Source organism: Variovorax sp. GW822-FHT04A09 (genome assembly GCF_058801005.1).
The window spans coordinates 426439-451575 of sequence record NZ_JBXAMV010000005.1; the positions used below are offsets into that span (position 1 = coordinate 426439).

The 25137-nt window shown below is 68.9% G+C and carries 18 protein-coding genes; all 18 read right to left on the reverse strand.

The annotated features are described in order from the left end of the window. Nucleotides 1–8: 8 nt before the first annotated feature. Nucleotides 9–1058 (reverse strand): pentapeptide repeat-containing protein, encoded by a 1050-nt coding sequence (locus tag AC1RLW_RS25340; RefSeq protein WP_493195552.1) that lies wholly within the window; start codon nt 1056–1058, stop codon nt 9–11. Next, nucleotides 1055–3592, reverse strand: a complete 2538-nt coding sequence (locus tag AC1RLW_RS25345) for a DUF2169 family type VI secretion system accessory protein (RefSeq protein WP_493195594.1) — start codon at nt 3590–3592, stop codon at nt 1055–1057. The genes AC1RLW_RS25340 and AC1RLW_RS25345 overlap by 4 nt, the downstream gene beginning before the upstream one ends. Before the next feature lie 5 nt (nt 3593–3597). Further along, nucleotides 3598–4065: a hypothetical protein gene (locus AC1RLW_RS25350; protein ID WP_095743171.1), complete on the reverse strand. Its 468-nt coding sequence runs from the start codon at nt 4063–4065 to the stop codon at nt 3598–3600. Beyond that, nucleotides 4065–6458, reverse strand: coding sequence for a type VI secretion system Vgr family protein (locus AC1RLW_RS25355; protein WP_493195553.1), 2394 nt, complete (start codon nt 6456–6458; stop codon nt 4065–4067). The genes AC1RLW_RS25350 and AC1RLW_RS25355 overlap by 1 nt, the downstream gene beginning before the upstream one ends. A 17-nt stretch (nt 6459–6475) precedes the next feature. Then, nucleotides 6476–9181 (reverse strand): type VI secretion system ATPase TssH, encoded by a 2706-nt coding sequence (gene tssH, locus AC1RLW_RS25360; RefSeq protein WP_493195554.1) that lies wholly within the window; start codon nt 9179–9181, stop codon nt 6476–6478. Beyond that, nucleotides 9178–10338, reverse strand: a complete 1161-nt coding sequence (gene tssG / locus AC1RLW_RS25365) for a type VI secretion system baseplate subunit TssG (RefSeq protein WP_493195555.1) — start codon at nt 10336–10338, stop codon at nt 9178–9180. Before tssG ends, tssH begins: the two co-directional genes overlap by 4 nt. Then, a complete protein-coding gene (tssF, locus tag AC1RLW_RS25370; RefSeq protein ID WP_493195556.1) occupies nt 10335–12206 on the reverse strand; it encodes a type VI secretion system baseplate subunit TssF in 1872 nt (623 codons plus the stop codon). The genes tssG and tssF overlap by 4 nt, the downstream gene beginning before the upstream one ends. Then, nucleotides 12206–12751 (reverse strand): type VI secretion system baseplate subunit TssE, encoded by a 546-nt coding sequence (tssE, locus tag AC1RLW_RS25375; RefSeq protein ID WP_062473960.1) that lies wholly within the window; start codon nt 12749–12751, stop codon nt 12206–12208. Before tssE ends, tssF begins: the two co-directional genes overlap by 1 nt. Then, nucleotides 12748–13620 carry a type VI secretion system accessory protein TagJ gene (locus AC1RLW_RS25380; RefSeq protein WP_493195557.1) on the reverse strand — a complete coding sequence of 291 codons (873 nt, stop codon included), beginning with the start codon at nt 13618–13620 and terminating at the stop codon, nt 12748–12750. Before AC1RLW_RS25380 ends, tssE begins: the two co-directional genes overlap by 4 nt. A gap of 140 nt (nt 13621–13760) precedes the next feature. Then, nucleotides 13761–14243 carry an Hcp family type VI secretion system effector gene (locus AC1RLW_RS25385; RefSeq protein WP_062473964.1) on the reverse strand — a complete coding sequence of 161 codons (483 nt, stop codon included), beginning with the start codon at nt 14241–14243 and terminating at the stop codon, nt 13761–13763. A gap of 51 nt (nt 14244–14294) precedes the next feature. Continuing rightward, nucleotides 14295–15803, reverse strand: a complete 1509-nt coding sequence (tssC, locus tag AC1RLW_RS25390) for a type VI secretion system contractile sheath large subunit (RefSeq protein WP_056583649.1) — start codon at nt 15801–15803, stop codon at nt 14295–14297. Continuing rightward, nucleotides 15800–16369: a type VI secretion system contractile sheath small subunit gene (tssB, locus tag AC1RLW_RS25395; protein WP_062473966.1), complete on the reverse strand. Its 570-nt coding sequence runs from the start codon at nt 16367–16369 to the stop codon at nt 15800–15802. Before tssB ends, tssC begins: the two co-directional genes overlap by 4 nt. An 85-nt stretch (nt 16370–16454) precedes the next feature. After that, nucleotides 16455–17540 carry a type VI secretion system protein TssA gene (tssA, locus tag AC1RLW_RS25400; protein WP_493195558.1) on the reverse strand — a complete coding sequence of 362 codons (1086 nt, stop codon included), beginning with the start codon at nt 17538–17540 and terminating at the stop codon, nt 16455–16457. Between the two features lie 140 nt (nt 17541–17680). Next, complete coding sequence (locus tag AC1RLW_RS25405; RefSeq protein ID WP_493195559.1) at nt 17681–18868, reverse strand: fumarylacetoacetate hydrolase family protein; 1188 nt, start codon at nt 18866–18868, stop codon at nt 17681–17683. Nucleotides 18869–18939: 71 nt separating this feature from the next. After that, on the reverse strand, nt 18940–22677 hold the full coding sequence (locus AC1RLW_RS25410; protein ID WP_493195560.1) for a molybdopterin cofactor-binding domain-containing protein: 3738 nt from the start codon (nt 22675–22677) through the stop codon (nt 18940–18942). Beyond that, on the reverse strand, nt 22674–23186 hold the full coding sequence (locus tag AC1RLW_RS25415) for a (2Fe-2S)-binding protein (protein WP_493195561.1): 513 nt from the start codon (nt 23184–23186) through the stop codon (nt 22674–22676). The genes AC1RLW_RS25410 and AC1RLW_RS25415 overlap by 4 nt, the downstream gene beginning before the upstream one ends. Then, on the reverse strand, nt 23164–24324 hold the full coding sequence (locus AC1RLW_RS25420) for an ABC transporter substrate-binding protein (protein WP_493195562.1): 1161 nt from the start codon (nt 24322–24324) through the stop codon (nt 23164–23166). The genes AC1RLW_RS25415 and AC1RLW_RS25420 overlap by 23 nt, the downstream gene beginning before the upstream one ends. A gap of 70 nt (nt 24325–24394) precedes the next feature. Beyond that, entirely contained in the window at nt 24395–25120 is a 726-nt protein-coding gene (gene pncA, locus AC1RLW_RS25425) for a bifunctional nicotinamidase/pyrazinamidase (RefSeq protein WP_139703389.1), read from the reverse strand. Nucleotides 25121–25137: the final 17 nt, after the last annotated feature.

Genomic DNA, 25137 nt, shown 5'->3' on the forward strand with positions numbered 1-25137 from the left:
ATTCGCCGTCACTGAACCTTGGACCACGTCTGCGCCTTGTGCAGCTCGGGATCGCTCTCGATGAGGCCCTTGCGCCTCGAAAACCGCGCACCGTCCTCCACCGTGCGATGCACGCGCGTTCGCAGGAACTGCGCGTCGCGCAGGTCGGCATCGACGAGCTCGGCGTAGGAAAAATCGGCGTCGTGCAGGCTGGCCCCCCGGAAGCTGGCGCCCTTGCAGCGCGCCCGATGGAACACGCTCTCGTGGATGTGGGCCTCGCTGAGGTCCGCGCCTTCGAGCAGGGCTTCCACCCAGATGGCGCGATCGAAGCGTCCGCGCTGCAGGGTGGCGCCGCGCAGGTCCGCGGCCGGAAACAGCGCGTTGGGCGCATCCGCCTGCGCGAAGTTGGCCTGGCGCAGCGAGGCTCCCTTGAAGATGCACTGCACCAGGGCGGCGTTGCCGAAATCGACGTGGTCCATCCGGCTGTCGGTGAACACGCAGCGCAAGAACCGTTGCGCGGGAAAGCGCTGCTTCGTCAGGTCGCACTCGATGAACAGCGTGGTGTCGAAGCTCGCGCCCGCGAACACCGCCGTGGTCAGGTCCTGGCGATGGAAGGTGACCGAGTGCAGCGTGGAACCCGAGAAGTCGATCCCCTCCAGGCGGCACTCCGTGAAGGAAACCTGCTTGAAGTGGTCCGACCGCAGGCGGCTTTGCGTCAGCTCGCAGCGAAAGAACAGCGCGTTATCGACATGGGCTTCCAGGAAACTCGTCTGCGGCAGCGTCGATTCTGAGAAACGGGTGCCTTCGCACCGCGCACCGTCCAGCGTCGCCTGCGGCAGCCGGCAGCTGAAGAACTGCACGTTGTCGAGCGTGCTGCGCGACAGGTCCCCGCCGTCCAGGCGGCAGTGCGTCAGCACGCTGCCCTCCAGGTTGGCACCGGTGAAGCGGGCACCGCTGAAGTCGACGTGGTCGAGCATCGCGCCGGACAGGTCCAGCCCGCTCATGTCCCACCCCCGGCAGTCGGCGGTGCGGACCTGGACGCCATGGCGGATGTAGTCGAGCAGTTCATCGCGGGTCATGCGGTCGGCGCCTCGGGTCGACGCGCCGGCCATACCTTGGCATGCTTGGTGTAGGTGCCATCCATGCGCGTCGCGGGGTCGAACAGCACCTGGGACACGTCGGCGCGGAACAGGTTGGCGCGCGTCAGGTCGGCGCCGCGCAGGTCGGCCTTGGCAAGGTTCGCGTCGATCAGGTTGGCCTCGCGCAGCGACGCACCGGAAAAATTGGTGCGGATGAACAGGCTGTCGCCACCCACCATGCGGTCCAGCCGCGCATGGCTCAGGTCGCATTCCGACAGGTCGCTGTTGTCAATGCGCGCATCGCTCAGGTCGGCCTGCCGCATCGGCGTGGTCCGCAGGCCGCACTCCTTGAGAAGGGCCGAGTTGAAACGGGCCTGCGCCAGCGTGCAGCCGTGCGCGAAGCCGCTGCCTTCGAGGTGCGCGTTCGAGAAATCGACGCCGTTCGAACAGTCGGCGGTGACGAAGCCGCAGCGCTCCAGGCGCGCGCCCACGAAAGACACGTTCTGCAGGCGGCATTCGACCCAGGTCACCTGGTCGAAGCTCGCACCGTCGAAGCGCAGGTCTTCCAGCTTCAGGCGCAGCACGACCATCTGCTGCCAATGCGAGCGGCTGAGGTCGCAGCGCTGCAGCGTCGCTTCGCCCAACTGCGTCAGCTCGAAGCGCATGCCCACCATGCGGCAACCGTCGAAGCGCGTCTTGTCGCAACTGGCTTCCCGCAGCTCGGCCCCGTCGAAGACGGTCTGCTCGCAGCGGGCACTGCCCAGGTTTGTCTTGACGAGCTTCGCGCGCGCCATCGAGGCCTGGCTCAGGTCGGCCCGCACCAGCACGGCCTGCGAGAAATCGCAGTCGTCGAGCTGCGCGCCGCGCAGGTTCGTGTCCTGCAGCACGGCCTCCACGAAGCGTGCGCCGCGCAGGTCCATGCCGGACAGGTCGACGCCGGTGAGGTTGAGCCGCGAGAAGTCGCGCTGCGCCGGGTCCACGGCTTCGAGCCGCCGGCGCCACTTGGCGGAACGGAACGAGGGCGCCGGTGGCCGGGGACTCGACAGGTGGGCCGAATAAAGACCGGCCTGCTGCCGCAACGCCGACGCGGTGTCGGAAGGCGGCGGCACGGGCAGCACCAGCGCATCGTCCTTCCCGTCGCCGTCATCTTCCTCTGCCAGGGACGGCCCTGCGCCCAGCGCATCGAGGGCGAACACACCGGAGGCGTCCGCCTGCCTGGCGAACGCCTCCATCTTTGCCTTGGCGTCGCGGCCCTGCGCCTCCATCCGCTCCAGGTGCTCGACCAGGTCATCGACGTGCGGCGGAGGTTCCGGCGGGGCCAGCGCGGGCAGGTGTACTTCCGGGTCCAGGCCGCGTGCGCGCAGCTCTTCGCGCCGCCGCTCGTGATCGCGCTGCTGTCCCGCGCGCAAGTTGCGCACGAGCGGTTCGTTGACCGATGCCGGAAAGGTATCGGCCCAGTCGCTCAGCACCTCCGGGGGCGCCAGGTCCTTGTCGCGCATCGCGTGCAGGCCGCCTCGTTCGGGTTCCGAGCGCAGCTTGAGCACCGACTCGTAGTGCGCCAGGGTGCGCGGCGTGTCGTCCATGCGCTCCAGCGCCGCCATGCCCAGCGGCACGTCGGCCGCGTCGTCCTGCGTGACCGGGAACACGCCGTGCCAGATCAGCACCATCCGTTCAAGGTGCGGAAAGAACCAGACCGTGCTCAGGCGCAGCGGCACCTCGCGCAGTGCGGGGCCGCTGGGCGTGTGCTGCACGAAGCAGCGGGCCTGCCAGCGCGGCAGCTGCCCGCGCAGCACCGGAATGTCCGGATGCATGTTCCAGAGTTCGTAGGCCGCGCCGGTGGGCACCTCCTGCAGGCCTTCCCAGCGCTGATCGGCCGGTGCCGCATTGAAGTGGCGCCAGTCGGCGTCCTTGGCGAGACCCGGGTAGTCGTTCTCCAGCCATGCCTGGCCGTACTGCGTGCCCATCAGCGACGCGCGCTGCGGCCAGTCGGGCGGGATCGCGCCGAAGCCGGCAGGCGGCACGGCCTGCTTCGGCGACGTGGGCTGCCGGCCCGGCGTCTCGATGTGCGCGAGCCGCGTGGCGCGCACGCCGTTGACGAGCTCCTCGACCGTCCCCATGCCCAGCGGGTTTTCCGGCACGCCAGGGCCGCCGTAGGCATGCCGCCAATCGAGCGGCATCTTCTCGAAAGGCTGCGGCGCCGTGGCCCGGCGGTCGAGCCAGTAGCGGTCACCGTGGACCGTGAGGGTTTTCCGCAGCCCGGCGATCTGCAGCTTCACCGCGCAACTGGTCTTGTCCTGCTGGTGGCTCGTGTAGGCGTAGCCGCTGACCAGCACCTCGGGCACCAGCTTGGGCACGCCCAGGTCCAGCACTGCGCCGGGGCCGATGAGTTCGGCCGTGCTTTTCCACAGCTCCTGCTCCAGCACCAGATGCGGGTTGTCGCCCAGGGTGCTCATGGCCATCACCGCGACCCCGAGGTGGTCGCTGCGCTGCCAGCGGTACGGATGCGTGAGCATGCTCAGGTGGATCGGCTTCACGGTCCTCAAGAGGCGGCTCCTTCGTCGATGCGCGGATCGGATTGGCTCACCCAGGCGACTTCCTTGCCGCCACGGCTGCCGCGGTGCAGCAGCACTTCGCGGCCGCGCGCGTAGCCCGCCATGTCGATCATGTCGACGGCCTGCTCCACCTGTGCGCGGCGTCGCTCGCCACCCGGCCCGTCGAACTCGACGACAAGCCGGATGACGTACTGGTTCAGCACCATCGTGTTGTCCGAGCTGGCTTCGACGATGCGCGCCGGCCGCGTGTCATGGGGTTCGGGCTTGCGGGACACCCAGAAGTGCACGCCCACGCACAGCAGTATCGTCAGCACGATCCCGCCGCCGACCACGGCCCCGAGCGTGAGATTCGCCGCCGTGGACGTCCCGGCGATGCGTGGAAAGATCAGGCCGACCAGCAGCAGCACCGCGATCGACGCGACGCACACCAGCAGCGTGATCCGGCGGGCCGTCATCACCAGTACGTGTACAGCGAGGAGGTCTCGTTGCGCCAGACGGCCCCGCCGAAGGCAAGCACGTCGAGCGCGATGTTGACACCCGACATGTTGAGCTTGGCGACCTTGATGTCCACCAGCGCCGTGGCGTAATTGAAGGCGAGGACATAGGTCGACGAGATGTTGAAAGGCGCGGTGATGTCCAGCACGGTCGTCGCTTCCGTCCGAATCTCCGGCGCCTTCGAATGCACCTTGGTGTCGGACGAGGACTTGATCAGGTCCTTGGCGTGGGTCGTGACGTATTCGCCAGCCTCCGTGTTCACGCCTTTCTTGTACCTCACCTCATTCTGGTTGGAGCTGTGGGTGATCTTGTCGGCTTCGACCAGCCAGTTCTTCCCCGGCGCCCTGAAGGTGATGTCCCCGCCTTCGGTTTCCACGGTGTAGTTGCCCTTGATGTTCGCCTTGTAGAAGCCGCCCGTCTTCAGGGTCGCGAACATGGCGACGTCCACCTCCCACCGGCCTTTGGTGGTCTTGAGAATCTTGCGGCCCACGGTCTCGGTGTGCGTTTCGGTGACCGTGAGGTCCTTCGTCCCGGTGACCGTTTCGTTCAGGTGGGGTTTGATGAACCGGTCTTCGCCCGTGTCCACCGTGTCGTGCCGCTTGCCGGTCACGTGGATGGTCTGGTTGCCGATGACATCGACCTGCTGGTTGCCGCCATCCACCTTGATGAACTGGTCACCCCCGTTGACGGTGATCTTCTGCGGCCCGCCCTTATTCACCGTCAGGGTGTGCGGGCCGTTGATGGTCTCGTCCAGCGAAGTGTCGCCCGTGTACTTGTCGGCCCCGTCGATGAAGGTGGTGCGCTCGCCCTCCACCGTGTGCGTCTCGTTGTTCTCCACCTCGATCGTCAGATCCTTCTGCGCATGGATCTTGATCGACTCGCACCCCGGGTCATCGTCGATGATGAAGTGGTTGGCCAGCTCGCCGTCGCCCTTGATCGTGCGGCTGATGAACCCGCTGACCGTCGCCTTGGCAGGAAGCTCCAGCGGCGGCATCTGGTCGGCGTTGTAGACGCGCCCGATGATGATCGGCCGGTCGGGGCAGCCGGCGATGAAATCGACGATCACCTCCTGCCCCACGCGCGGATGGTTCACCGCGCCGAAGTTGGAGCCCGCCCAGGCGCTAGACACGCGCACCCAGCACGAGCTGTCTTCGTTGCGCTGGCCGTAGCGGTCCCAGCGGAACTGCACTTTCACGCGGCCGTACTTGTCGATCCAGATGTCCTCGCCGGGCGGGCCGACCACGGTGGCGGTCTGCGGGCCCTGGGTGCTCGGCACGCGCGTGATGCGGCGCGCGCGGAAGGGGAACGAGGTGGGTTGCACGCCGAAGTGAAAGCTGTACTCGCCCGGCATGCCGCCGCTGGCGTAGCCGCCTTCGCGCAGGCTGTACATCACCGAGACGACGAGGTACTCGCGGTTGTCCTCGTTGCGCGGTGCGTTCTGCATGGTGAAGCGGTAGCCGGGCGCCATGCCGCGCACGTTGGTGTGGCCGGTGTCGACCTCGGCCTGGGCCTGCGCTTCCTCGAGGCGGATGCGCGCGTAGTGCTCGCCCTGCCCCGCATCGCTGTAGCCGCCCATCCACTCGTACATCTCGTAGCGGCCGTGGTCGTTGCCGCGCGGCTGGCTGCGCGTGTTGAGCAGGTCGGCCCTGGGCTTCTTGAAGTCGAAGTCGTCGACCACGTAGGTGCCGGGGCGGATCTCTTCGGTCACTTCCCACTGGTCGATCACTTCGCGGCCGGGGTCGCTGGCGCGGTCGCTCGCGAGGTAGCCGATCTTCGGATAGCCGGGCAGCGTCTCGTGGGCGCTCATGTCGTCGGCGAGCACCAGCGTGTGCTGGTTCCTGTCGTGCTTGAAGTAGTAGTAGATGCCCTCGTGCTCCATGAGCCGGCTCACGAAGGCGAAGTCGGTCTCCTGGTACTGCACGCAGTACTCCCACTGGCGGTATGAGGCACTGAGCTTCTTCTCGAAGGCGAAGCCGTACTCGCCCAGCACGTCTTCGAGGATCTCGACCACCGACTTGTTCTGGAAGATCTTGCAGTCGCTGGTGCGCGTGAGGTACCACAGCCAGGGCCGCACCGAGGCGCGGTACACGGTGTAGCGCGAAGAGCCGCCCTCGCGCCCGATCATGGTGAAGCGCGTGATCTGGCCGTTGAGGTAGCGCGGCGTGCCGCTCAGGGTCTGTATTTCGAGCGCGAGCGGCTTGCCGAGCAGGCCCTTCATGTCGACCGAGGTGTTCGGGCTCAGCAGGTCGACCTCGAACTCGAACAGCTGCGACAGCCCTTCGCTGCCGTGCATCGAGCGAAACAGCAGCTGTTCTTCTCCGAGCGGGGTGTGGGCTTTGACGACTCTGTCCATGCGGCTCTCCCTTGGGTCTACGCGGGGCGTTCTGAAAACTCGTACTGGAAGTCGTCGCCCGCTGCGCCCAGCTGCACGCCGGCGAGCTTGCGCGCACTGACGGTGGCGCCGATGACTTCTTCGCTCAGCCGGGGCAGGATGGTGTGCGTGAGGATCGCGTCGATCATCCGGCCACCCGACTCTATGGCCGTGCAGCGGCGGGCGACAAGCGCGACGGCGCTGTCGTTGTAAGCCAATGCAATGCCGTGGTTGGCCTGCAGCCGCGCCGCGATGCGGTCCAGCTGCAGGCGAATGATCCGGTGCAGCGCGTCGGCCTGCAGCGGGTAGTAAGGCACGACCACCAGGCGCCCGAGCAGCGCGGGCGCGAACACCTTCAGCAGCGGCTCGCGCAACGCGGCCGCCAGCGGCTCGGGGTCGGGGCGCAACGTCGGGTCTTCGCACAGCTGCATGACGAGGTCGGTGCCGACGTTCGACGTCATGATGATCACGGTGTTGCGAAAGTCGATGTGCCGGCCTTCGCCGTCTTCCATCCAGCCCTTGTCGAAGACCTGGAAGAAGATCTCGTGCACGTCGGGGTGCGCCTTCTCGATCTCGTCGAGCAGCACCACGCTGTAGGGCCGGCGGCGCACGGCTTCGGTGAGCACGCCGCCTTCGCCGTAGCCCACGTAGCCGGGCGGTGCGCCCTTGAGCGTGGAGACGGTGTGCGACTCCTGGAACTCGCTCATGTTGATGGTGACGAGGTTCTGCTCGCCGCCGTACAGCGCCTCCGAGAGCGCGAGCGCGGTCTCGGTCTTGCCCACGCCCGAGGGGCCGCACAGCAGGAACACGCCGACGGGCTTGTTGGGGTTGTCCAGGCGCGCACGCGCGGTGCGGATGCGCCGCGAGATGGTCTCCAGCGCATCGGGCTGCGCGACCACGCGGGCCGACAAAATCTCGCCCAGGCGCAGCACCGACTGCGCGTCGTCGCGCACCATGCGGCCGATGGGGATGCCGGTCCAGTCGGCGACCACGGTGGCGACGGCCTGCGCATCGACGGCCGCGAGGATGAGCGGTGTCTCGCCCTGCAGCTTCACGAGCTGGTCTTGCGCTTCGTTGAGTTCGGCGCGGATGGCTTCGGGTGTTCGCTCGGGCTCGGCGGGCCGTTCCTCTTCGCGGTCATCTTCCGCTTCAGATTGCACCGGCACCGCCGCAGGCGACAGCAGCTTGCGCAGCGCAACGATGCGCTCGACCAGCGCGGCCTCTTCCACGCGCCGCTGCTCCAGCAGTTCGAGTTCAGCCTGCGCGGCAGCCACCTGCGCCGCGATGTCTTCCACGCGCTGGTGCTCGCCGACCCCGATCGCCGCCTCGCGCCCCGCGATGCCCGACTCGATGCCCAGCACCTCGATGCGCCGCTTCAAATCTTCGAGCGCCGCAGGCAGCGCATGCTGGCTCAGCGCCACACGCGCACACGCGGTGTCGAGCAGGCTCACGGCCTTGTCGGGCAGCTGGCGCGCGGGAATGTAGCGGTGCGACAGGCTCACGGCCGCTTCGAGCGCGGCGTCGAGGATGAGCACGCCGTGGTGCTTCTCCAGCTCGGCCGAGATGCCGCGCAGCATGACCACGGCCTTGGGCTCGGTGGGCTCGTGCACCTGGATGGTCTGGAAGCGCCGCGTGAGCGCCGGGTCTTTCTCGATGTACTTTTTGTACTCCGACCACGTCGTGGCGCCGATGGTGCGCAACCGCCCGCGTGCGAGCGCAGGCTTCAGCAGGTTGGCCGCGTCGCCGGTGCCGGCCGTGCCGCCCGCGCCCACCAGCGTGTGCACCTCGTCGACGAACAGCACGATCGGCTTCGGGCTTTTCTCGACCTCGTCGATCACCTGGCGCAGCCGCTGTTCGAACTCGCCCTTCACGCCCGCGCCGGCCTGCAGCAGCGTGGGGTCGAGCACCCACAGCGACACGTCCTTCAGCGAAGGCGGCACATCGCCCGCGGCCAGGCGCGAGGCCAGGCCTTCGACCACGGCCGTCTTGCCGACGCCGGCCTCGCCGGTGAGCAGCGGGTTGTTCTGGCGCCGGCGCATGAGGATGTCGACGATCTGGCGGATCTCGTCGTCGCGGCCGTACACGGGGTCGAGCTCGCCGGCGCGCGCCTTGGCCGTGAGGTCGCTCGCGTACTTGGCCAGGGCCGAGCCGCCGGCGGCGGGGGCATCGCCTTGATGTTGCGCAACAGGTGCGCCACCGCCCGCGTCCGACGCGGCGTCGTAGTCGTCTTCCGGCGAGCCTTCGGTCCACGCCGCGAGCTGCGCGACCAGCACGTCGGGCACGAGCTTGTCGAACTCGCGCGAGATGCCCGAGAGCACCTGGCGCAGGCCCGGCGTCTTCACGATGCCGGCGAGCAGGTAGGCACCACGGATCGAGGTGGCCTCGAAGCGCAGGCTGGCATAGACCCACGCGCGCTCCACCGCATGGTCGACGTGCTCGGAGATGTCGCTGATCGACGTGGCGCCGTGCGGCAGCCGGTCGAGCGCGCGCACGAGGTCCTGCTCGACCGCGTCGAGGTTGAGCCCCGCGCGCTTGATGATGCGCAGCAGGTCGCTGTCCTGCAGCTGCAGGATCTGGTGCAGCCAGTGCACGAGCTCCACGTAGGCATTGCCGCGCAGCTTGGCGAAGGCGGTGGCGGTCTCCAATGCCTTGTAGAGCATCGGATTCAGTTTCGAAAAAAGAGAGACGCGGCGGATGTCGGTCATGAGGAAGCCGGTGCGTTGCGGGAAAAGAGCGCCTCGGGCTGGAACACCATGTCGCCGGCGTCGGTGTCGGACAGGCGGGTGCCGAGCCAGCTGCCCCAGCCCAGGCGCTGGTCGCTGCTCAGCCGCATGCCGCGCGCCTCGGGCTTCTTGAGCACCAGCCGCAGCTCCCAGGCGAATTCGATGCCGACGTACTGGCGCACCCAGTCGACCACCTGCTGCAGCCGTGGGCTGCCGGGCAGGAACTCGCGGAACTGCTGCTGCGACAGCGGGCCGAGTTCGAGGCGGAACTTGCCCTGCGCATCGCGCACCGCCAGGCCGATGGTCGCGCCGCTGCCGAGCCGGTGGTTGCGCCCGAGCTGGCCGATGCGGCTGACCTGGCGCTCGTCGATGTGCACCCAGTCGCTCACGAACTCGACCACGCGCACGGGCACGTCGAAGTACAGGCGAAGAATCTGGATCAGCCCCTCGGGGTTGCGCGTCTGGCGCACCAGGTGCCCCGCCATGTGCGTGCGCGCATGGTCGGCGATGCGGTCGCGCGCCTTCAGGCCGGGCTGCCCCATGTTCATGAGGCTGGCCACGTAGTCGACGAAACGGTGGCCGTCGGGGCGGTCCAGGCTGTTGACCGATTGCGCGTCGGCCCAGGCGCGGTAGAACAGCAGGATCAGCCGGTGATGGAACAGGTCGGCGAACGCACTGAGCGTGTTGTCGGCGTGGTGACGCTTGCGCTCGCGCGCGTACTCGGTCAGGTGCAGCGGCAGCGGGCCGTTGGGACCGAACAGGCCGAAGCCGTAGATCGAGATGCGCGGCGCGCCGTCTTCGTCCACCTCGACACCCGACACGTTCGACGGCGCAAAGGCCATCGAGGGCTCCTGGCCCAGCCGCAGCGGCTCGTCGCGCGGGCGCGGCGCGCGGCCCAGCAGCGGATGGTCGCCCTGCGCGTCGAGCCGGCGCAGCAGCATGAACAGGTCGTGCTCGAAGGGCTGCTCGACGAGCCGGGCCCACAGCGCGGGGTCGGCCTCGGGCACGCCGCGGCGCGGCGGGGATTTCGCCTTGACTTGCGCCGGGCTGCGCGCATCGACGGCCGCTTCGTCGCGCGCCTCGGCCTCTGCCGGCAGCAGCTGCAGCATGGCGTCGTCGGTGAGGCCGGTCGTGCTCATACGGTGGGGCGGCGTCCCACGCGCGGGGTCCAGCGCGCAATTTCGCCGCGCTGCAGGCTGGACAGCGCGAACTCGGTGAAGGCGTTGAGCGACACGTGCCGGCTGAAGAACTGCTCCAGCACGGCGCCGAACAGGTACGGGCTCGCGCCCGAGAACGCGACCTCGTCGATCTGCAGCGCGATCTCCACGCCGCGCCCGAACACGATCGGGCCCGGCTCGGGCAGGCGGCGGAACACGGGCGCCAGCGCCATCGAGCGCACGCCCTGGATCTGCCGGCGCACGGCCGGGTCGGCGAGGTTGCCGTACAGGTCGAGCATCTCGCGCAGCGCGGCGGCGCCCTGCGTGGCATCGACGTCGGTCAGGCTCAGGTAGTTCAGGCCCAGGTGGCTGATGAGGCGCCAGGTGAGCGCGCCTTCGGCCAGCGCCGGGTACGGCCGCGACGGCCCGCGCAGGATGCGCACGCCGCGCACCGGCGCCGACACGCGCAGCGTGAAGTCCGATTCGAGCCCGGTGGGCAGCAGCAGCGGCAGGTCGCGGTTGGTGCACAGCGCGTCGATGGTGATGTGGCGCAGGCTGTGCGGGAACGGCGCGTCGTGCTGGTCGACCAGCGACACGTACACCTCGCTGCCGGTGTAGCTGGTGCGCGTGCCCTGCGCCCGCGCGCGGTCGGACACCAGGCGCGGCTCGCGGCGCAGCGAGAAGTAGGCGCCGAAGTCGCCGTCGTCGGAAGCGAACGAGCCGAGGAAGGGCCGGAACTCGCGCTCTTCCGAGCCATTGGCCATGTGGCCCGTGACGCGCTCGACGGTGAAGATCTCGAAGTCGCGCGGGCGCGTGCGGTCGATCACCGCATGGTGCTCGTGCTGGCCCGGCCCGACCGGGATGCGGTCGCTGCGGCGCGGCACGAGGTTGATGATGGGCGTGCAGAACAGCGAGAAGTGCCTGGCATCGACCAGCCGCTCCAGGTCGGCGTCGGCGCGGTCGAGCAGGATCACGATCTCCATCGTGGTGCCGCCGATGGCCAAGGCCGCCGCGCGCAGGTGCTTCACGCTGAAGAACAGGTAGCGCTCGGGAAAGGCGAAGTACTCGTGCAGCAGGCGGTAGCCCTGGAACGAGCGCGCGTCGTAGGGCAGCAGCGACTGCTCGGGGTCGAAGCCCTCGTGGCGGATCGCCTCGTCGCCCAGCGGCACGATGCGCGCCGTGCTGCCGGGGCCGGCGCGGCACACGGTCGCCACGCTGTGGTGAGCCACCAGTTCGAGCACGCGCAGCGCGTGCAGCTCGGCACCCGAGAGAAAGAACTCGAGCCGATCGAGCGGCATCTCCGAAAAGCGCGCGCCGCCCACCGCCTCGAGCTTGATGGTGATCGCGCTCTTCGCCTGGCGCGCCGCCATCGGCAGCGCATGCGCGATCTCGGCCGGCACCGGGCCCAGGCTGGCCTCGGCAATCTTGATGGGCCACAGCGTGACGGCATGGCCCGTGCGGAACTCGCAGGCCGTCTGCTCGCCCTTGATCATGCGGCCGCGCAGCAGCGTGTGGCGCGGCAGCTCGTAGCCCGCCTTCAGCGAGCCTTCGTTGAGGTTGCCGTCGATCTGCACCACGGCCATCGCGGGCAGCGGCGCGAGGAAGTTGGGGTACACCACCTCAAGCAGACGCTGAGAGAAGCGCGGAAACTCCGCGTCCATCTTGAGCTGGATGCGCGCCGTGAGAAAGCTGAAGCCTTCGAGCAGGCGCTCCACGTACGGGTCGCTGACCTCGATGCCGCGCATGCCCAGGCGGCCCGCGATCTTGGGGTAGCGCTGCGCGAACTCGGCCCCGAGCTCGTGCATGTAGGTGAGTTCGCGGTTGTAGTAGTCGAGGAGCTTGGCGTCCATCACAGCCCTCCTGTCGGCCGCAGCACCATGTGCCCGCTTTCAAGGTCCAGCTCCGAACGCAGGATGAATTCGATCGGGTACGGCACCGACCACAGCGTGCCGCGGATCTCCAGTGCGAGCAGGTTGTGGTGCTCCAGGTCGGTCGCATCGGTCACGCAGCGCACGTCGATGCTGTCCTTCATGATGCGCGGCTCGAAGTCGATGATGGCCGCGCGGATGGCCGCTTCGACGTCGGCGAAGTCGACCTCCGACATGCGCCCGCCGGCCCAGCCGCGCACGCCGTAGTTCACCACCGAGCCGCGGGCGCGCGGCATGCCGTTGATGCGGTGGTCGGCACCGAAGTTGGTGGTGTTGAGCAGCCACTGCAGGTCGCGCAGCACCGAGTCGCGCAGCAGCTTGCCGCTCATGAGGAAGGCGCCCGCGCGCTCCTGGCCGTTCTGCGGCGCCTTGTCGGTGAGGCGGTCGAGCAGCACCGGTTGCAGGCGGTCGCGCGCGACGCTTTCCTGGGCGTCGCCGTCGATGTCGGTGGTGACGGCGGGGGTCATGCAGCCACGCCTTCCGTCGCTGCGGCGAACTCGATGCGCCGCAGGTCGAGCAGCGAGTGATCGCCGGCTTCGCTGATCAGCGTGCGCTGGCCGACGCCTGCGAACTGGTCGTCGCCCGCGAGCGGCTGCCAGTCGGTGCGGCGGCCCAGCGCGGTCTCGTCGTCCAGGTCCGCGAGCGCGCCCGGGTAGCGCACCGGCACGAGGCCGTTGAGGCCGCGCCCGTCGTGCAGCTCGATCTCGGCCGGCGCCCACAGCAGGTCGACCAGGTGCTGCGGGCGCGAGAACTTGATGCGGCGCACCGCCGGCAGCGGCAGCCACGCATAGCCCGAGGGCGTGAACAGTTCGAGCACGGCGCCGATGCGCGCGTCCCCGTCGCACAGCCAGGCGAAGTCGCTGTGCGCCGCGGGCTCGCCATCGAGCGCCTGCACGGCGCGCGCGTCGGAGCGGTCGACGGTGGTCAGCGTGCCCTGCAGCGCGGGCGCCGCATCGCGCGCGGCCTCGCGCAGCGCCGCAGCTTCGTCGGCACGTTCGGCGGGCAACACGGCGGCGCCGAGCAGTTGCTCGACCCAGTCGGCATTGCCCGAGACGATGGCCGGCGTGCGTCCGCCGCCGGCCCAGAAGTCGGTGCGCTCGCGCTCGCCCCGCAGTGCCATCGCGCAGGTGACGCTGGCCGGCGTGAACGTGGGGTCGAGCTTCGTCGCGAGCTTGAGCTGGTCTTCGGCCCGCTGCCATTCGCTGCGCAGCGCGAGGAAGTGGCACAGGGCAAGGCGCAGGCCGGCATTCTGGGGACTGGCGCGGATCTGCCGCTGTACCCATTCGGTGTGCTCGGCCACGGAGCGCTCGCCCAGCACTGCAAACCCATCGCCCATGAAACTTCCCCGTTGACTGGCTGAAAGGTGAAAGGCGGCGCGCCGCGAAGGGGCGCCGCAGGAGACAGACAAACGGCTGTGGACCGCCGGCGGGGGCTGCATGGCCCTGAAGGCCACGGCCCCGCCGCGCAACAAGGAAATCAGGCTTCCTTGTTTTCCTTGATGTTCCAGCCCAGCACCGTCTCGGCGCCCTTGCCGCCCTTGTCGGTCTGTTCCCAGTACTGCTGTTTCACCTTCGCGGCCTGGAAGGCGTACTGCACGAGCACCGCGTCGCCGCCCTGCTCGGCCGTGTACTGCACCGAGGTGACGAGCACCTCTTCGAGCGTGACGCGCGTGTATTCGATCTGCGAGCCGCCGGCCTTGCACACGGCCACTTCGACCTTGCTCAGGTGCTTGCCGCTCGCGCAGTTCTTCAGCACGGAAGGCGCGGCCTTGTCGATGCGCGCGAGCACCTGCAGGTCGTTGAAGCTGGCCTTGCCCACGCCGCCGCCACCGCCGCTGACCATGTTGCCAGGCTGCGTCGCTCCCCATGCAAACGACTTGATGTCGGTCCAGTCCTTGTGGTTGGAGTCCTTGGACTCGCCGTTTGCACCCTCGACGCGCATGAACATGTCTACTGCCATGATTGACCCCCAAAAGTTATCGATGAATTGCCCGGTAGCGGGACAGTGGAATTAGCTGCTGTCCTTCTTGTTGGACGGCAGCTTCGAAACCAGCCGCAACGACACCGTCAGCCCCTCGAGCTGGTAGTGCGGCCGGAGAAAAAACTTGGCGGCGTAGTAGCCGGGGTTGTCCTCGATGGCTTCCACCTGGACTTCGGCCGCCGCCAGCGGCTTCATCGCCTTCGTGTCCTGCGACGAGGTGCCGGGGCTGCCGTCGACGTAGTTCATGATCCAGTCGTTGAGCCAGCGCTCCATGTCCTCGCGCTCGCGGAACGAACCGATCTTGTCGCGCACGATGCACTTCAGGTAGTGCGCGAAGCGGCAGCACGCGAACAGGTACGGCAGACGCGCCGCCAGGTTGGCGTTGGCCGTGGCGTCGGCGTCGTAGTACTCGGCCGGTTGCTGCAGCGACTGCGCACCGATGAAAGCCGCGAAGTCGGAGTTCTTGCGGTGCACCAGCGGCATGAAGCCGTTCTTGGCCAGCTCGGCCTCGCGCCGGTCGCTGATGGCGATCTCGGTCGGGCACTTCATGTCCACGCCGCCGTCGTCGGTGGGGAAGGTGTGGGTGGGCAGGTTCTCGACCGCGCCGCCCGACTCCACGCCGCGGATCGAGGTGCACCAGCCGAACTGCTTGAACGAGCGGTTGATGTTCACGCCCATGGCGTAGGCCGAGTTGGCCCAGGTGTAGCGCGTGTGCAGCGCCGAGTCGGTTTCTTCCTCGAACTCGAACTCGTCGACCGGGTTGGTGCGCGCACCGTAGGGCAGGCGCGCCAGGAAGCGCGGCATGGCCAGGCCGATGTAGCGCGCGTCTTCCGAATCGCGCAGCGAGCGCCACGCGGTGTGCTCGGTGTTCTGGAAGATCTTGGTCAGGTCGCGCGGGTTCGACAGCTCCTGCCACGAGTCCATCTGCATCACGGTGGGCGAGGCGCCGGCGATGAAGGGGCAGTGCGCGGCGGCGGCGATCTTGGCCATCTCGCCGAGCATCTCGACGTCGGGCGGGCTGTGGTCGAAGTGGAAGTCGCCGATCAGCGCACCGAAGGGCTCGCCGCCGAACTGGCCGTACTCGGCTTCGTAGATCTTCTTGAACATCGGGCTCTGGTCCCAGCCGATGCCCTTGTGGCGCTTGAGCGAGCGCGCCACTTCGCGCTTGGAGGCGCACATGACGCGGATCTTCAGCTGCTCGTCGGTCTCGGTGTTGTTCACGAGGTAGTGCAGGCCGCGCCATGCACCTTCGAGCTGCTGGAAGTCTTCGTGGTGCAGGATCTGGTTGATCTGCTCCGACAGCTTGCGGTCGATCTCCGTGATGATGGCCTGCACGCTGCGGTAGGCATCGTTCGAGATGGTGACGGTGTTCTCGAGCGCCTGCACGGCCAGCGTCTTGACGGCGTTTTCCACCGCCTCGCGCGCCTGCTCGGTCTTGGGCTTGAACTCGCGCTGCAGGAGGTCGGAGAACTCGTTGGGCTCGAGCGCTTCGACGGTGGCGGTGCGGGCGCGTGCGCCTTGCTGGGATGCGGTGCTCATGGTGCGGTCCTGTCGTCGGCTTGCTTGGCTGCTGCGGCATCGGCGGCCGCCTGCGCGACCGCGGGGTTGGGCGCGGACGCCAGCGACTTGAGCAGCGCCGGGTTCTGCAGCGCCTGCGCGATGAGTTGCTCGGCGCCGTTCTTGCCGTCCATGTACGAGAGCAGGTTCGACAGCTCGGTGCGCGCCTCGAGCAGCTGCTGCAGCGCGTCGACCTGGCGCGCGATGCGCGCGGGCGAGAAGTCGTCCATGCTGTCGAAGGTGATGTCCACGTTCATCTGGCCTTCGCCGGTGAGCGTGTTGGGCACCTGGAACGCAACGCGCGGCTTGATGGACTTCATGCGCTCGTCGAAGTTGTCGATGTCCACCGCCATGAACTCGCGCTCCGCGAGATCGGGCATGGGGTCGGTCTGCTTGCCCGCGAGGTCGGCGATGACGCCCATCACGAAGGGCAGCTGGATCTTGCGTTCGCTGCCGTAGATCTCGACGTCGTACTCGATCTGCACGCGCGGCGCCCGGTTGCGCGCGATGAACTTCTGACCACTGTTCCTGACACGGTTGTCTGCCATAAGCGTCCTCTTGAAACTGAATGCATGGGTCGTACCGGTCGACCGGTGCCGGCGCGTTGTTCCTGCTCGCCGGCAGCAACGGCCGCTAGGGCAATGCGGCGTCGCCGTTCAACGGGCGGCCGGCAAGGCTTTCTATCTTTTGCAATCCCTCGGGCACGAGCTCTTCGATGATCTGGAAGAAGTTGAGGTCCATCAGTCGCTGGGCCCTGCGGATCAGCATGGGTGCCGGATGGCTCGGTTCCGTTCGTTCCAGGAACTCGCATGCTTTTTCCAACAACACTTGCACATCTTCACGAGCCGATATTTCAATCTCTTGAATCCGCAGCGGGCGCACTGCAGCCTGCATGGCCGCTGCAACGTGCGCTGCGGGTGCGTGCACGTGCGCCGCACCGCTTGTGTCTTCTGCACTGCCCGTTGCCGACGCCTGCGGCACTTCGCTGTGCGGCTGCTCCGGCAGCAACTGGCCCACGGTGCGCAGCGACCGCTCGAGCCTTGAAAAATCGGGCGCCCAGCTCTGGCCCAGCGCGCGCTCGCAGGTCTCGCGGATGCGCTGCAGGAGTGCCAAAGCCTCACGCAAGGCCACGACCGGCGCTGCCGCCTTGTCGTGTGCGCGGCGTGCGGCCTCGCGCAGGCGGCCGACGCCGCCGGGGTAGTCCACCTGGTCGCTCTTGCTCGAATCGAGCAGCGCCTCGACCTGCCGCAGGCTCATCGCCGTGCCGCCGTCTTCGAGCAGCCGCGCATCGCGCACGCTGCGTCCGAGCCCTTCGGCTTCGGCCAGTGCGGCCAGCGCATTCATGCGCGGCAGCGGGTCTTCGTTCGTGCCATCGACGACGCGCGGATGCACGTCGTTCCAGAAAGTCTGCAGCACCGCATCGACCTGCCGCAGCCCGTCGACATAGCCCGGCAGGCCGCGGCTTTCGGTCCATGCGAGCGTGAGCGGCACCAGCACGCGCAGGTCGCGCGTGCGCAGGCACAGCTGTCGTGCGATGCGGTCTACGCGCGCCCAGTCGGGCGGCTCGGCGGGGATGATGGTGTCGCCGAACTGCTGCTCGCGCTTGCCCGTGGCCGCCTGTTGGAGCGCCATGAAATCGGCGTCGTATTCCAGATCTTCACCACAGGGAAGCGGGCCCTCGACGGGCGTCTGCAACAGATCGATCTCATTCGGCAGCAACCACGACTCCCTTGATTTATCCACTCGCGATGGTAGTCATCTTGAGGGTAAGAAGAGGCATGGTCAACCGCAACAGAATGCAAAGTGCAGCCTCTGAATTCCAAAGGAGTACATCTGCTTTTAAAGTGCAGAAGTACGGGCTACAGCAGCCGACGCGACGCGAGGTTGCGCATCAACGCACCGAGGCCGAAAGACCACCGCGGCGCCTGGTCTGCATGCACGACGCGGTTGTTCAACGCACCCAATTCAGGGGCCGCGATGCGCACATGGTCGCCCACGACATGCGTGAATCCTTGCCCCGGTCCGTGACGGTCTTGTGTCGGCGCGAACATCGTGCCCAGAAACAACATGAAACCGTCTGGGTAGGCGTGGTGGCGGTTGAGTGTCTGCGCCACGAGGTCGAGCGGATCGCGGCTGATCTTCGCGAGCGAGCTCGAACCTTCGAGCGTGAAGCCTTCGGGGCCGGTCACGTTCAACGCGACCGTGATGCGCCGCACGTCGGCGATGCCGAAGTGCGCATCGAACAGACGGATGAACGGCCCGATGGCGCACGAGGCGTTGTTGTCCTTGGCCTTGCCCAGCAGCAGTGCACTGCGGCCTTCGAAGTCGCGCAGGTTGACGTCGTTGCCGAGCGCGGCGCCGAGCGTCTCGCCGCGGCTGTTCACTGCGAGCACGACTTCGGGCTCGGGGTTGTTCCAGGCCGAGTCCGCGTGGATGCCCACGTCGGCGCCCGTGCCCACGGCCGCGAGCACCGGGGCCTTGGTGAAGACCTCGGCGTCGGGGCCGATGCCGACCTCGAGGTACTGCGACCACATGCCTTGCGCGATGAGCACGTCCTTCACCTTCATGGCTTCGGGCGAGCCCGGCACGATGTCGGCGAGGTTGTCGCCCAGCACATCGCCGATGGCCGCGCGCGTGGCTTCGGCGCGCGAGGCATCGCCGCGTGCCTGCTCTTCGATCACGCGTTCGAGCAGGCTCGCGACGAAGGTCACGCCGCTGGCCTTCACGACCTGCAGGTCGCAGGGGGCGAGCAGCCAGGCCTGGTGGCTGTCGCGCGTGCTTTCGTCGCTGTTGGCCAGCACGGCATCGAGTGCGGCGATACGTGGCGCGGTGCCACTCTGCAATGCAGCGCGCACGGCTTCGGCCGGCGAGCCCTTGCCTTCGAGCAGGTCGCTCATGGTGGGCGCGAGCTTTGACAGGTCGTGCAGGCCATCGCCCTGCACGGCCACCAGCACCGGGCCCACGCCGGGTTGCCAGAGACGGCCGACAAGGGTGGCGCGCTCGGCGTCGCGGGGCAGGCTGGAAGCGGTCGAAAGGTCCAAAGGCATGGTGGGGTGTCTCCGTGAATAAGGTCTGCGCGCCATCGTAGCCGCGGGCCTGCGGCCACGCCCGCCGCGGGTCAGTGGCCCGGCGTGGCCCGCACGCGCGCCACCTCGGCGGGCAGGTTCGTCCACGGCGCTTCCTGCGGCGCGAAACGTGCGCGCATGTAGCCGGCGAGGTCGGCGATCTGGCGGTCGTCGAGCGCCTCGCGGAATGCGGGCATGAAGCCGATGTCGCGGTGCGCGGGCGCGCGCACGCCGTCGAGGATGGTGCGCAGCAGGTTGTCGGGCCGTGTGCTCGTGAGGCTGCTGTTGAGTGCGAGCGGCGTGTTCACGCCCAACAGCGTGGGGCCGTCGCCGTCGTGGTGGCATGAGGCACAGGCGCTGTCGAACATGCGCTGCGCGGGGCCGAGCAGCTGGCCTTGCGTGCGCGCCGCGTTGTCGATGGCCTGTTGCGCGAGCGCCTGCGGTTGCGCGACCGGCTCGGGATTGAACGAGCCGAGGTAGACGGCCATGGCGCGCACGTCGGCGTCGGGCACCTGCGCGAGTTCGCGCACCACCTCGGCCATCGGGCCGCCCGCGATGCCGTGGCGTGGCGAGTGGCCGTTGCGCAGGTAGCGGTACAGCGCGTCGGTGTCCCACGGCACGGCGGCTTTCGACAGCTGCGTGAGTGCGGGCGCTTCCCAGCCATCGACCATCGCGCCCGAAAGGAACGCGCTGCCGCCCTGCTCCGCGCCGAGCGCGTTGCGCGGCGTGTGGCAGGCGCCGCAATGGCCCAGGCCGTTGACGAGGTAGGCGCCGCGGTTCCATTCGGCGCTCTGCGTGGGCACGGGCGGCAGCGGTGCGGGGTCGTGGAACAGCGCGTTCCAGCCGGCCATCAGCGGGCGCAGGTTGAAGGGGAACTTGAGCTCGGACTTGGGCGTTGGCGCGCGCACCGCCGGCATCGCCATGAAGTACGCATAGAGCGCCTGCAGGTCGTCGTCGCTGGTCTTCGCGAAGGCGGTGTAGGGGAACGCGGGGTACAGGTGGTGGCCGTCGCGCGAGACGCCTTCGCGCATCGCGCGCTGGAAGGCGCTGAAGGACCAGCGGCCCAGGCCCGTCTCGGCATCGGGCGTGAGGTTGGTGGTGTAGAGCGTGCCGAAGGGCGTGTCCATCGCGCGGCCACCGGCGTTGGGCGCGCCGCCGGGCGCGGTGTGGCACACGGCGCAGTCGCCGAGCGCGGCGAGCACGCGGCCGCGCTCGATGGTGGACTCGCTGTAGACCGGTGCGCTGAGCGACACCGGCGCGATGGCCGAGCGCCAGCCGAGCAGGCCGGCGATGACGCCCAGGCCGCCGATGAAGAGCGCGGCGCCGGTGGCCCACAGGCCCTTGCGACGCGGCCACAGGGCGTCCCGCACACCTGCGCCTGAGGCAGGTGCGGGAGAGGGTCCGGCGGCATCGCCCTTCGCGCGTCCCTCGCCCTGCCCCGGCGGCGGTGGCAGCGACCCCCGGTTCAATTCCGCCAGCACCGTCTCCGGCGTGAACGGCGGCGAGCGGAAGCGCACGCCCGTCGCATCGAAGATCGCATTCGCGATCGCCGCCGTGCCCGGCACCGACGACGACTCGCCCGCGCCCAGCGACGGCTCGCCGGGGCGTGGCATGTGCATGACCTCGATCACCGGCACGTCGCGGAAATTGAGGATCGGGTAGCTGCCCCATTCGCGGCTCGCGACCACGCCCGAAGGCAGCACGCCCGGCAACTGCGCGCCACCCGTTGCGGCGCCCTGCTGCGGCGCGAACTGCACCTGCTCCTTGAGCGCACGGCTCGTGGTCTGGATCACGTTGCCGTGCACCTGGTGCTCGACCCCCGCCGGGTTGACCAGCAGCCCCGCGTCGTGCCCCACCACCACGCGGCGCACATGCACCTCGCCGGTCTTCTGGTTGACCTCGACATCGGCCACCCACGCAGCCCACGCGGCGCCGAAGCCCGGCCACTTGCTGTGGATGTAGCGCGCGTACGCAAAGCCCTGGCCAAAGAGGATGTCGCCGCCTTCGCCGAGCCCGCCGTCGGCGTTCTCCTGCGGCCCGGTGCGCATGCGCCAGCCGGCCTTCTGCGCGGTGGCCTGCACGAGCTCGATCGCGCGCGGGTCGTCCAGGTGCCGCAGGCGGAACTGCACGGGGTCGACACCCGCGGCCGTGGCCAGCTCGTCGATGTACGACTCGTGCGCGAACGAACTCGGCAGCGCCGACACGCCGCGCAGCCACGAGGCGCGCACGATCGGCGCCATGTCGTTGACCTTCACGCGCAGGTTGTCGTAGCTGTAAGGCGGGCGCGCGGTGCGGTCGCCCATCTCGTAGGCCTGCGCCACGGGCTCGACCGTGCGCGTGAGCAGCAGCGCCAGCGTGGGCGCACCGTTCGACGGATACGAGGTCTCGAAGTCGTAGGCGGCGACGCGGCCGTCGGCCATGAGCCCGCCGTCGATCTCCATGAGCTGCGCGGCGCCCTTGGGCTCCCACGCATGCTCCTGCTCGCGCGAGAGCTGCACGCGCACCGGTGCGCCCACGGCGCGCGCGAGCAGCGCGGCATCGGCCGCCACGTCATCGGCGCCGTTGCGGCCGTAGCAGCCCGCGGCCTCCATGCGCACCACGTCGACCTGCACGTCGTCCACGCCCATGAGCTTGGCGAGATCGGCGCGCAGCACGTGCGGGTTCTGCGACCCGGCCCAGCAGCGCAGCTGCATGCCGCTGCCGCTGCCGTCGGCGGGCTGCCACTCGGCCAGCGCGCACGACGGGCCGATGGACGCATGCATCTGGTACGGCCACACGTAGGTGCGCTGCATCGGCTGCGCGGCGGTGGCCATCGCGCCATCGACATCGCCCTCGTCGACCAGCAGGCGCTGCGTCGAGGGGTTGTCGCGCAGGGCCTGCGCCACGTCGCGCAGGTCGGGCATGCCGGGCCAGGGCTTCCAGGTCACGCGCAGCTCACGCATCGCCTGCTCGGCGTGCTCTTCGCGCTCGGCGACGATGCCGACGAAGTCGCGCACCACGACCACGGCACGGATGCCGGGGATGTGCGCGATCGACGATTCATCGACCGATTCGAGCGTGTTGCCGATGAACTCGCCGTGGTCCGCGCCCGCATACGGCGGGCGCACCACGCGGCCGTGCAGCATGCCGGGCACGCGCCTGTCGTGCACGAACACGAGGTCGCCCGCGAGCTTGGCCGGGATGTCGACGCGCGCCTGGCGCGTGCCGACGAGGCGGTAGTCGGCCGGGTTCTTGGGGGTGGCATCGAGGTCCAGCCGCAGCACCGTGCGCTGGTGCGCCACGAGGTCCGCGTAGTTGAGGTGGCGCTCCGGCGCCTCGACCACGCGCACCACGCCGTTGCGCACCTGCAGCGCATCGACGGCCACGCCCAGCCGCTCGGCCGCGCGCGCCAGCAGCCAGGCGCGTGCCTGCGCGGCGGCCAGCCGCAGCGGCTGCGCGTGGATCTGGATCGACGCGCTCGCGATGGTCGCGCCCTGGTTGGGCGCGCGCGCGGTGTCGCCGAGCATCATGCGCACGCAGGGCATGCCGAGGTCGAGCTCCTCGGCCACGATCTGCGCCAGCGCGGTCTGGATGCCGGTGCCCAGGTCGACGTGGCCGTTGAGCGCGGAGACGCTGCCGTCGTCCCACAGCGCGAGCAGCACCTCGTCGCCTTCGCTGGGGTGGCTGGCGATGAAGGCGGGCTGGCCCTTGGCGGGCGGCGGCGGGGGCGGTGCCTCGCGCACCACCAGCAGCACGCCGTCGGCGGCAAGGAATTCCGCGCGCGTCTGCGGCAGGTCGGCGCGGCGCGTCATGCGGCGGGGGCGTCCGGCGGGGCCGCACGCAGGCGCACGGCGGCGCGCTGCACGGCGTCGAGGATCTCGATGTGCGTGCCGCAGCGGCACAGGTTGCCCGAGAGCTCGCTGCGGATGCGCGCCTCGCTGGCATTGGGGTCGCGTGCCAGCAGCGCCGCGGCCTGCATCACCATGCCGTTGAGGCAGTAGCCGCACTGCGCGGCCTGCGCGTCTTCGAAGGCGGCCTGCACCGGGTGCCAGCGCCCGCGCATGCCCAGGCCTTCGAGCGTGGTGATGCTGCGCCCTGCCACGCCGTGCGCGGGAATCACGCAGGACCGCGCGGCCACGCCGTCGACATGCACCGTGCACGCACCGCACTGCCCGAGCCCGCAGCCGTACTTGGGCCCGTTGAGCCCCAGGTCGTTGCGCAGCAGGTGCAGCAGCGAGGCTTCGCGCGGCACGCCGGCGAGCGTGTGCGCCCGGCCGTTGACCTGCAGGTGCAGCGGCTCAGCGCCGCAACTGGCCGTCACGGGTGTACATCTCCAGGTCCACGAAGGTCGAGCCGTTGTGGTTCTTCGCGCTGTAGTCGACGGGGAAGTCGCCGAAGCGCGTGCTGCCGATGCTCTCGAGCCCGGCGATGAAGCTGTCGCGCGTGAGCGCCTTGCCCGCGCGGCGCAGGCCCTCGGCCATCACGCGCGCGACGATGTAGCCCTCGAGCGCGGTGTAGCTGTCGATCTTCTGGCCGAACTCGGCGCGGTCGCGCTGGTAGTCGGCCACGATGGGCACGCGCTGCGCACCGGGCGGCGGCACGATGCTGGCCGTGACCAGCCCGGCGAGCTTGCCTTCCAGCCGCTTGGCCGAACCCGCCGCGTCGGTGATGCCGACCGACAGCGTGTACAGCGGCGCGGCCGCGCCGCTCGCGCGGTAGTCGCGGATGAAGACCTCGGTCATGCGCCCGGCCATGATCATCACGACGGCGCCGGGGCGGCCTTCGGCGAGCCCGCCGATCACCTGCTTGGCGTCTTCGGCTGCGATGGCCATGGGCAGCGTCTGCACCACCTTCACCTTGTACTCGGCGGCCAGCTGCTCGCAGGTGGCGAGGTTCGACTTGCCGAAGGCGCTGTCCTGGTAGACCACGGCGATCGACTGGATACCCAGCGTCGAAAGGTGGCTGATGATCTTGCGCAGCTCCAGGTCGTAGCCCGCGCGCACGTGGAAAAGGTAGCGGTTGGTTTTTGTGCGGAAGGACGTGGTGCCCACCAGCGGCGCGAACATCGGCACGCCGGCCTTCTCGGCCAGCGGCATGGCGGCCGCGAGGTTGCCCGTGGCGACGTAGCCGGTGAGCGCGAAGACCTTGTCCTCGTCGATCAGTTTGGCCGTGTTGGCAGCCGTCTTCGCGGGCTCGTAGGCGTCGTCGTAGATGACGAGTTCGATCTTGCGCCCGTGGATGCCGCCCGACTTGTTGACGCGGTCGAAGTACAGCTGGATGCCCGCGCGGTAGTCGACGCCGAAGTCTTTCGCCGGGCCGCTGAACACGGCCGACTGGCCGATGCGGATGGTGCTGTCGGTCACGCCGTTGTCCGCGCGCGCCGGCCGCAGCAGACCGGGACCGAAGGCCAGGGCCGCGCCGCCCGCCACCAGGGTGCGCCTTGAAATCGAAAGCTTCATGCGTCGTCTGTCTCTTTGTTGTTGTCGTCGGAGGGGTGTTGCCGCGGCGGCGCCGCGGACTTCGGGGTCGTCAGCCGGCCTGGATGTCGCCGGACTGGATGCGCTTGACGCCCTTGGCCGTCATCTGTTTCCAGGCGGCGGCCAGCGAGCCGTTGAGGTCGATGCCGCGCGTGGCGTCTTCGATCACGTAGGCCTCGAAGCCGGCCTTGCGCGCGTCCATCGCGGTCCAGGCCACGCAGAAGTCGGTGGCTAGGCCGGTGACGAACACGGTCTTGATGCCGCGCGCCTTCAGGTAGCCGGCCAGGCCGGTGGCCGTCTTGTGATCGGCCTCCTCGAAGGCGGAGTAGCTGTCCATGTCCTTGTGGAAGCCCTTGCGGATGATGAGCTGCGCGGTCGGCACCTTGAGCTCCTTGCCGAGCGCGGCATCGTCGGTGCCCTGCACGCAGTGGTCGGGCCACAGCACCTGTGTCCCGTAGTTGAGCTTCGTGGTCTCGAAGGGCTTCTTGCCCGAGTAGGTGCTCGCGAAAGAGGCGTGGCCCGCCGTGTGCCAGTCCTGCGTGACGACGATGTTCTGGAACGCGGGCGCCAGCGCGTTGATGACCGGGATCACCTCGTTGCCGCCCTTCACCGCGAGCGTGCCGCCATCGAGGAAGCAGTTCTGCACATCGACCACGATCAGCGCGGCCTTGCCACCGGGCTTGATCTTGCCGGCCGCGAAAGCGGAGAGGCCGAAACTGCCGAGGCTGCCGGCGAGCCCCAGGGCAGCGGCGGACTTCAGGACGGTTCTGCGATGCATGGTGTGGACTCCGGTGG

Excerpts from the sequence above, each read along its gene's own strand:
- AC1RLW_RS25340 (WP_493195552.1), bottom strand. The coding sequence starts at position 1,058 with ATGACCCGCGATGAACTGCTCGACTACATCCGCCATGGCGTCCAGGTC.
- AC1RLW_RS25350 (WP_095743171.1), bottom strand. The coding sequence starts at position 4,065 with ATGACGGCCCGCCGGATCACGCTGCTGGTGTGCGTCGCGTCGATCGCG.
- AC1RLW_RS25355 (WP_493195553.1), bottom strand. The coding sequence starts at position 6,458 with ATGGACAGAGTCGTCAAAGCCCACACCCCGCTCGGAGAAGAACAGCTG.
- tssH (WP_493195554.1), bottom strand. The coding sequence starts at position 9,181 with ATGACCGACATCCGCCGCGTCTCTCTTTTTTCGAAACTGAATCCGATG.
- tssG (WP_493195555.1), bottom strand. The coding sequence starts at position 10,338 with ATGAGCACGACCGGCCTCACCGACGACGCCATGCTGCAGCTGCTGCCG.
- tssF (WP_493195556.1), bottom strand. The coding sequence starts at position 12,206 with ATGGACGCCAAGCTCCTCGACTACTACAACCGCGAACTCACCTACATG.
- tssE (WP_062473960.1), bottom strand. The coding sequence starts at position 12,751 with ATGACCCCCGCCGTCACCACCGACATCGACGGCGACGCCCAGGAAAGC.
- AC1RLW_RS25380 (WP_493195557.1), bottom strand. The coding sequence starts at position 13,620 with ATGGGCGATGGGTTTGCAGTGCTGGGCGAGCGCTCCGTGGCCGAGCAC.
- AC1RLW_RS25385 (WP_062473964.1), bottom strand. The coding sequence starts at position 14,243 with ATGGCAGTAGACATGTTCATGCGCGTCGAGGGTGCAAACGGCGAGTCC.
- tssC (WP_056583649.1), bottom strand. The coding sequence starts at position 15,803 with ATGAGCACCGCATCCCAGCAAGGCGCACGCGCCCGCACCGCCACCGTC.
- tssB (WP_062473966.1), bottom strand. The coding sequence starts at position 16,369 with ATGGCAGACAACCGTGTCAGGAACAGTGGTCAGAAGTTCATCGCGCGC.
- AC1RLW_RS25405 (WP_493195559.1), bottom strand. The coding sequence starts at position 18,868 with ATGCCTTTGGACCTTTCGACCGCTTCCAGCCTGCCCCGCGACGCCGAG.
- AC1RLW_RS25410 (WP_493195560.1), bottom strand. The coding sequence starts at position 22,677 with ATGACGCGCCGCGCCGACCTGCCGCAGACGCGCGCGGAATTCCTTGCC.
- AC1RLW_RS25420 (WP_493195562.1), bottom strand. The coding sequence starts at position 24,324 with ATGAAGCTTTCGATTTCAAGGCGCACCCTGGTGGCGGGCGGCGCGGCC.
- pncA (WP_139703389.1), bottom strand. The coding sequence starts at position 25,120 with ATGCATCGCAGAACCGTCCTGAAGTCCGCCGCTGCCCTGGGGCTCGCC.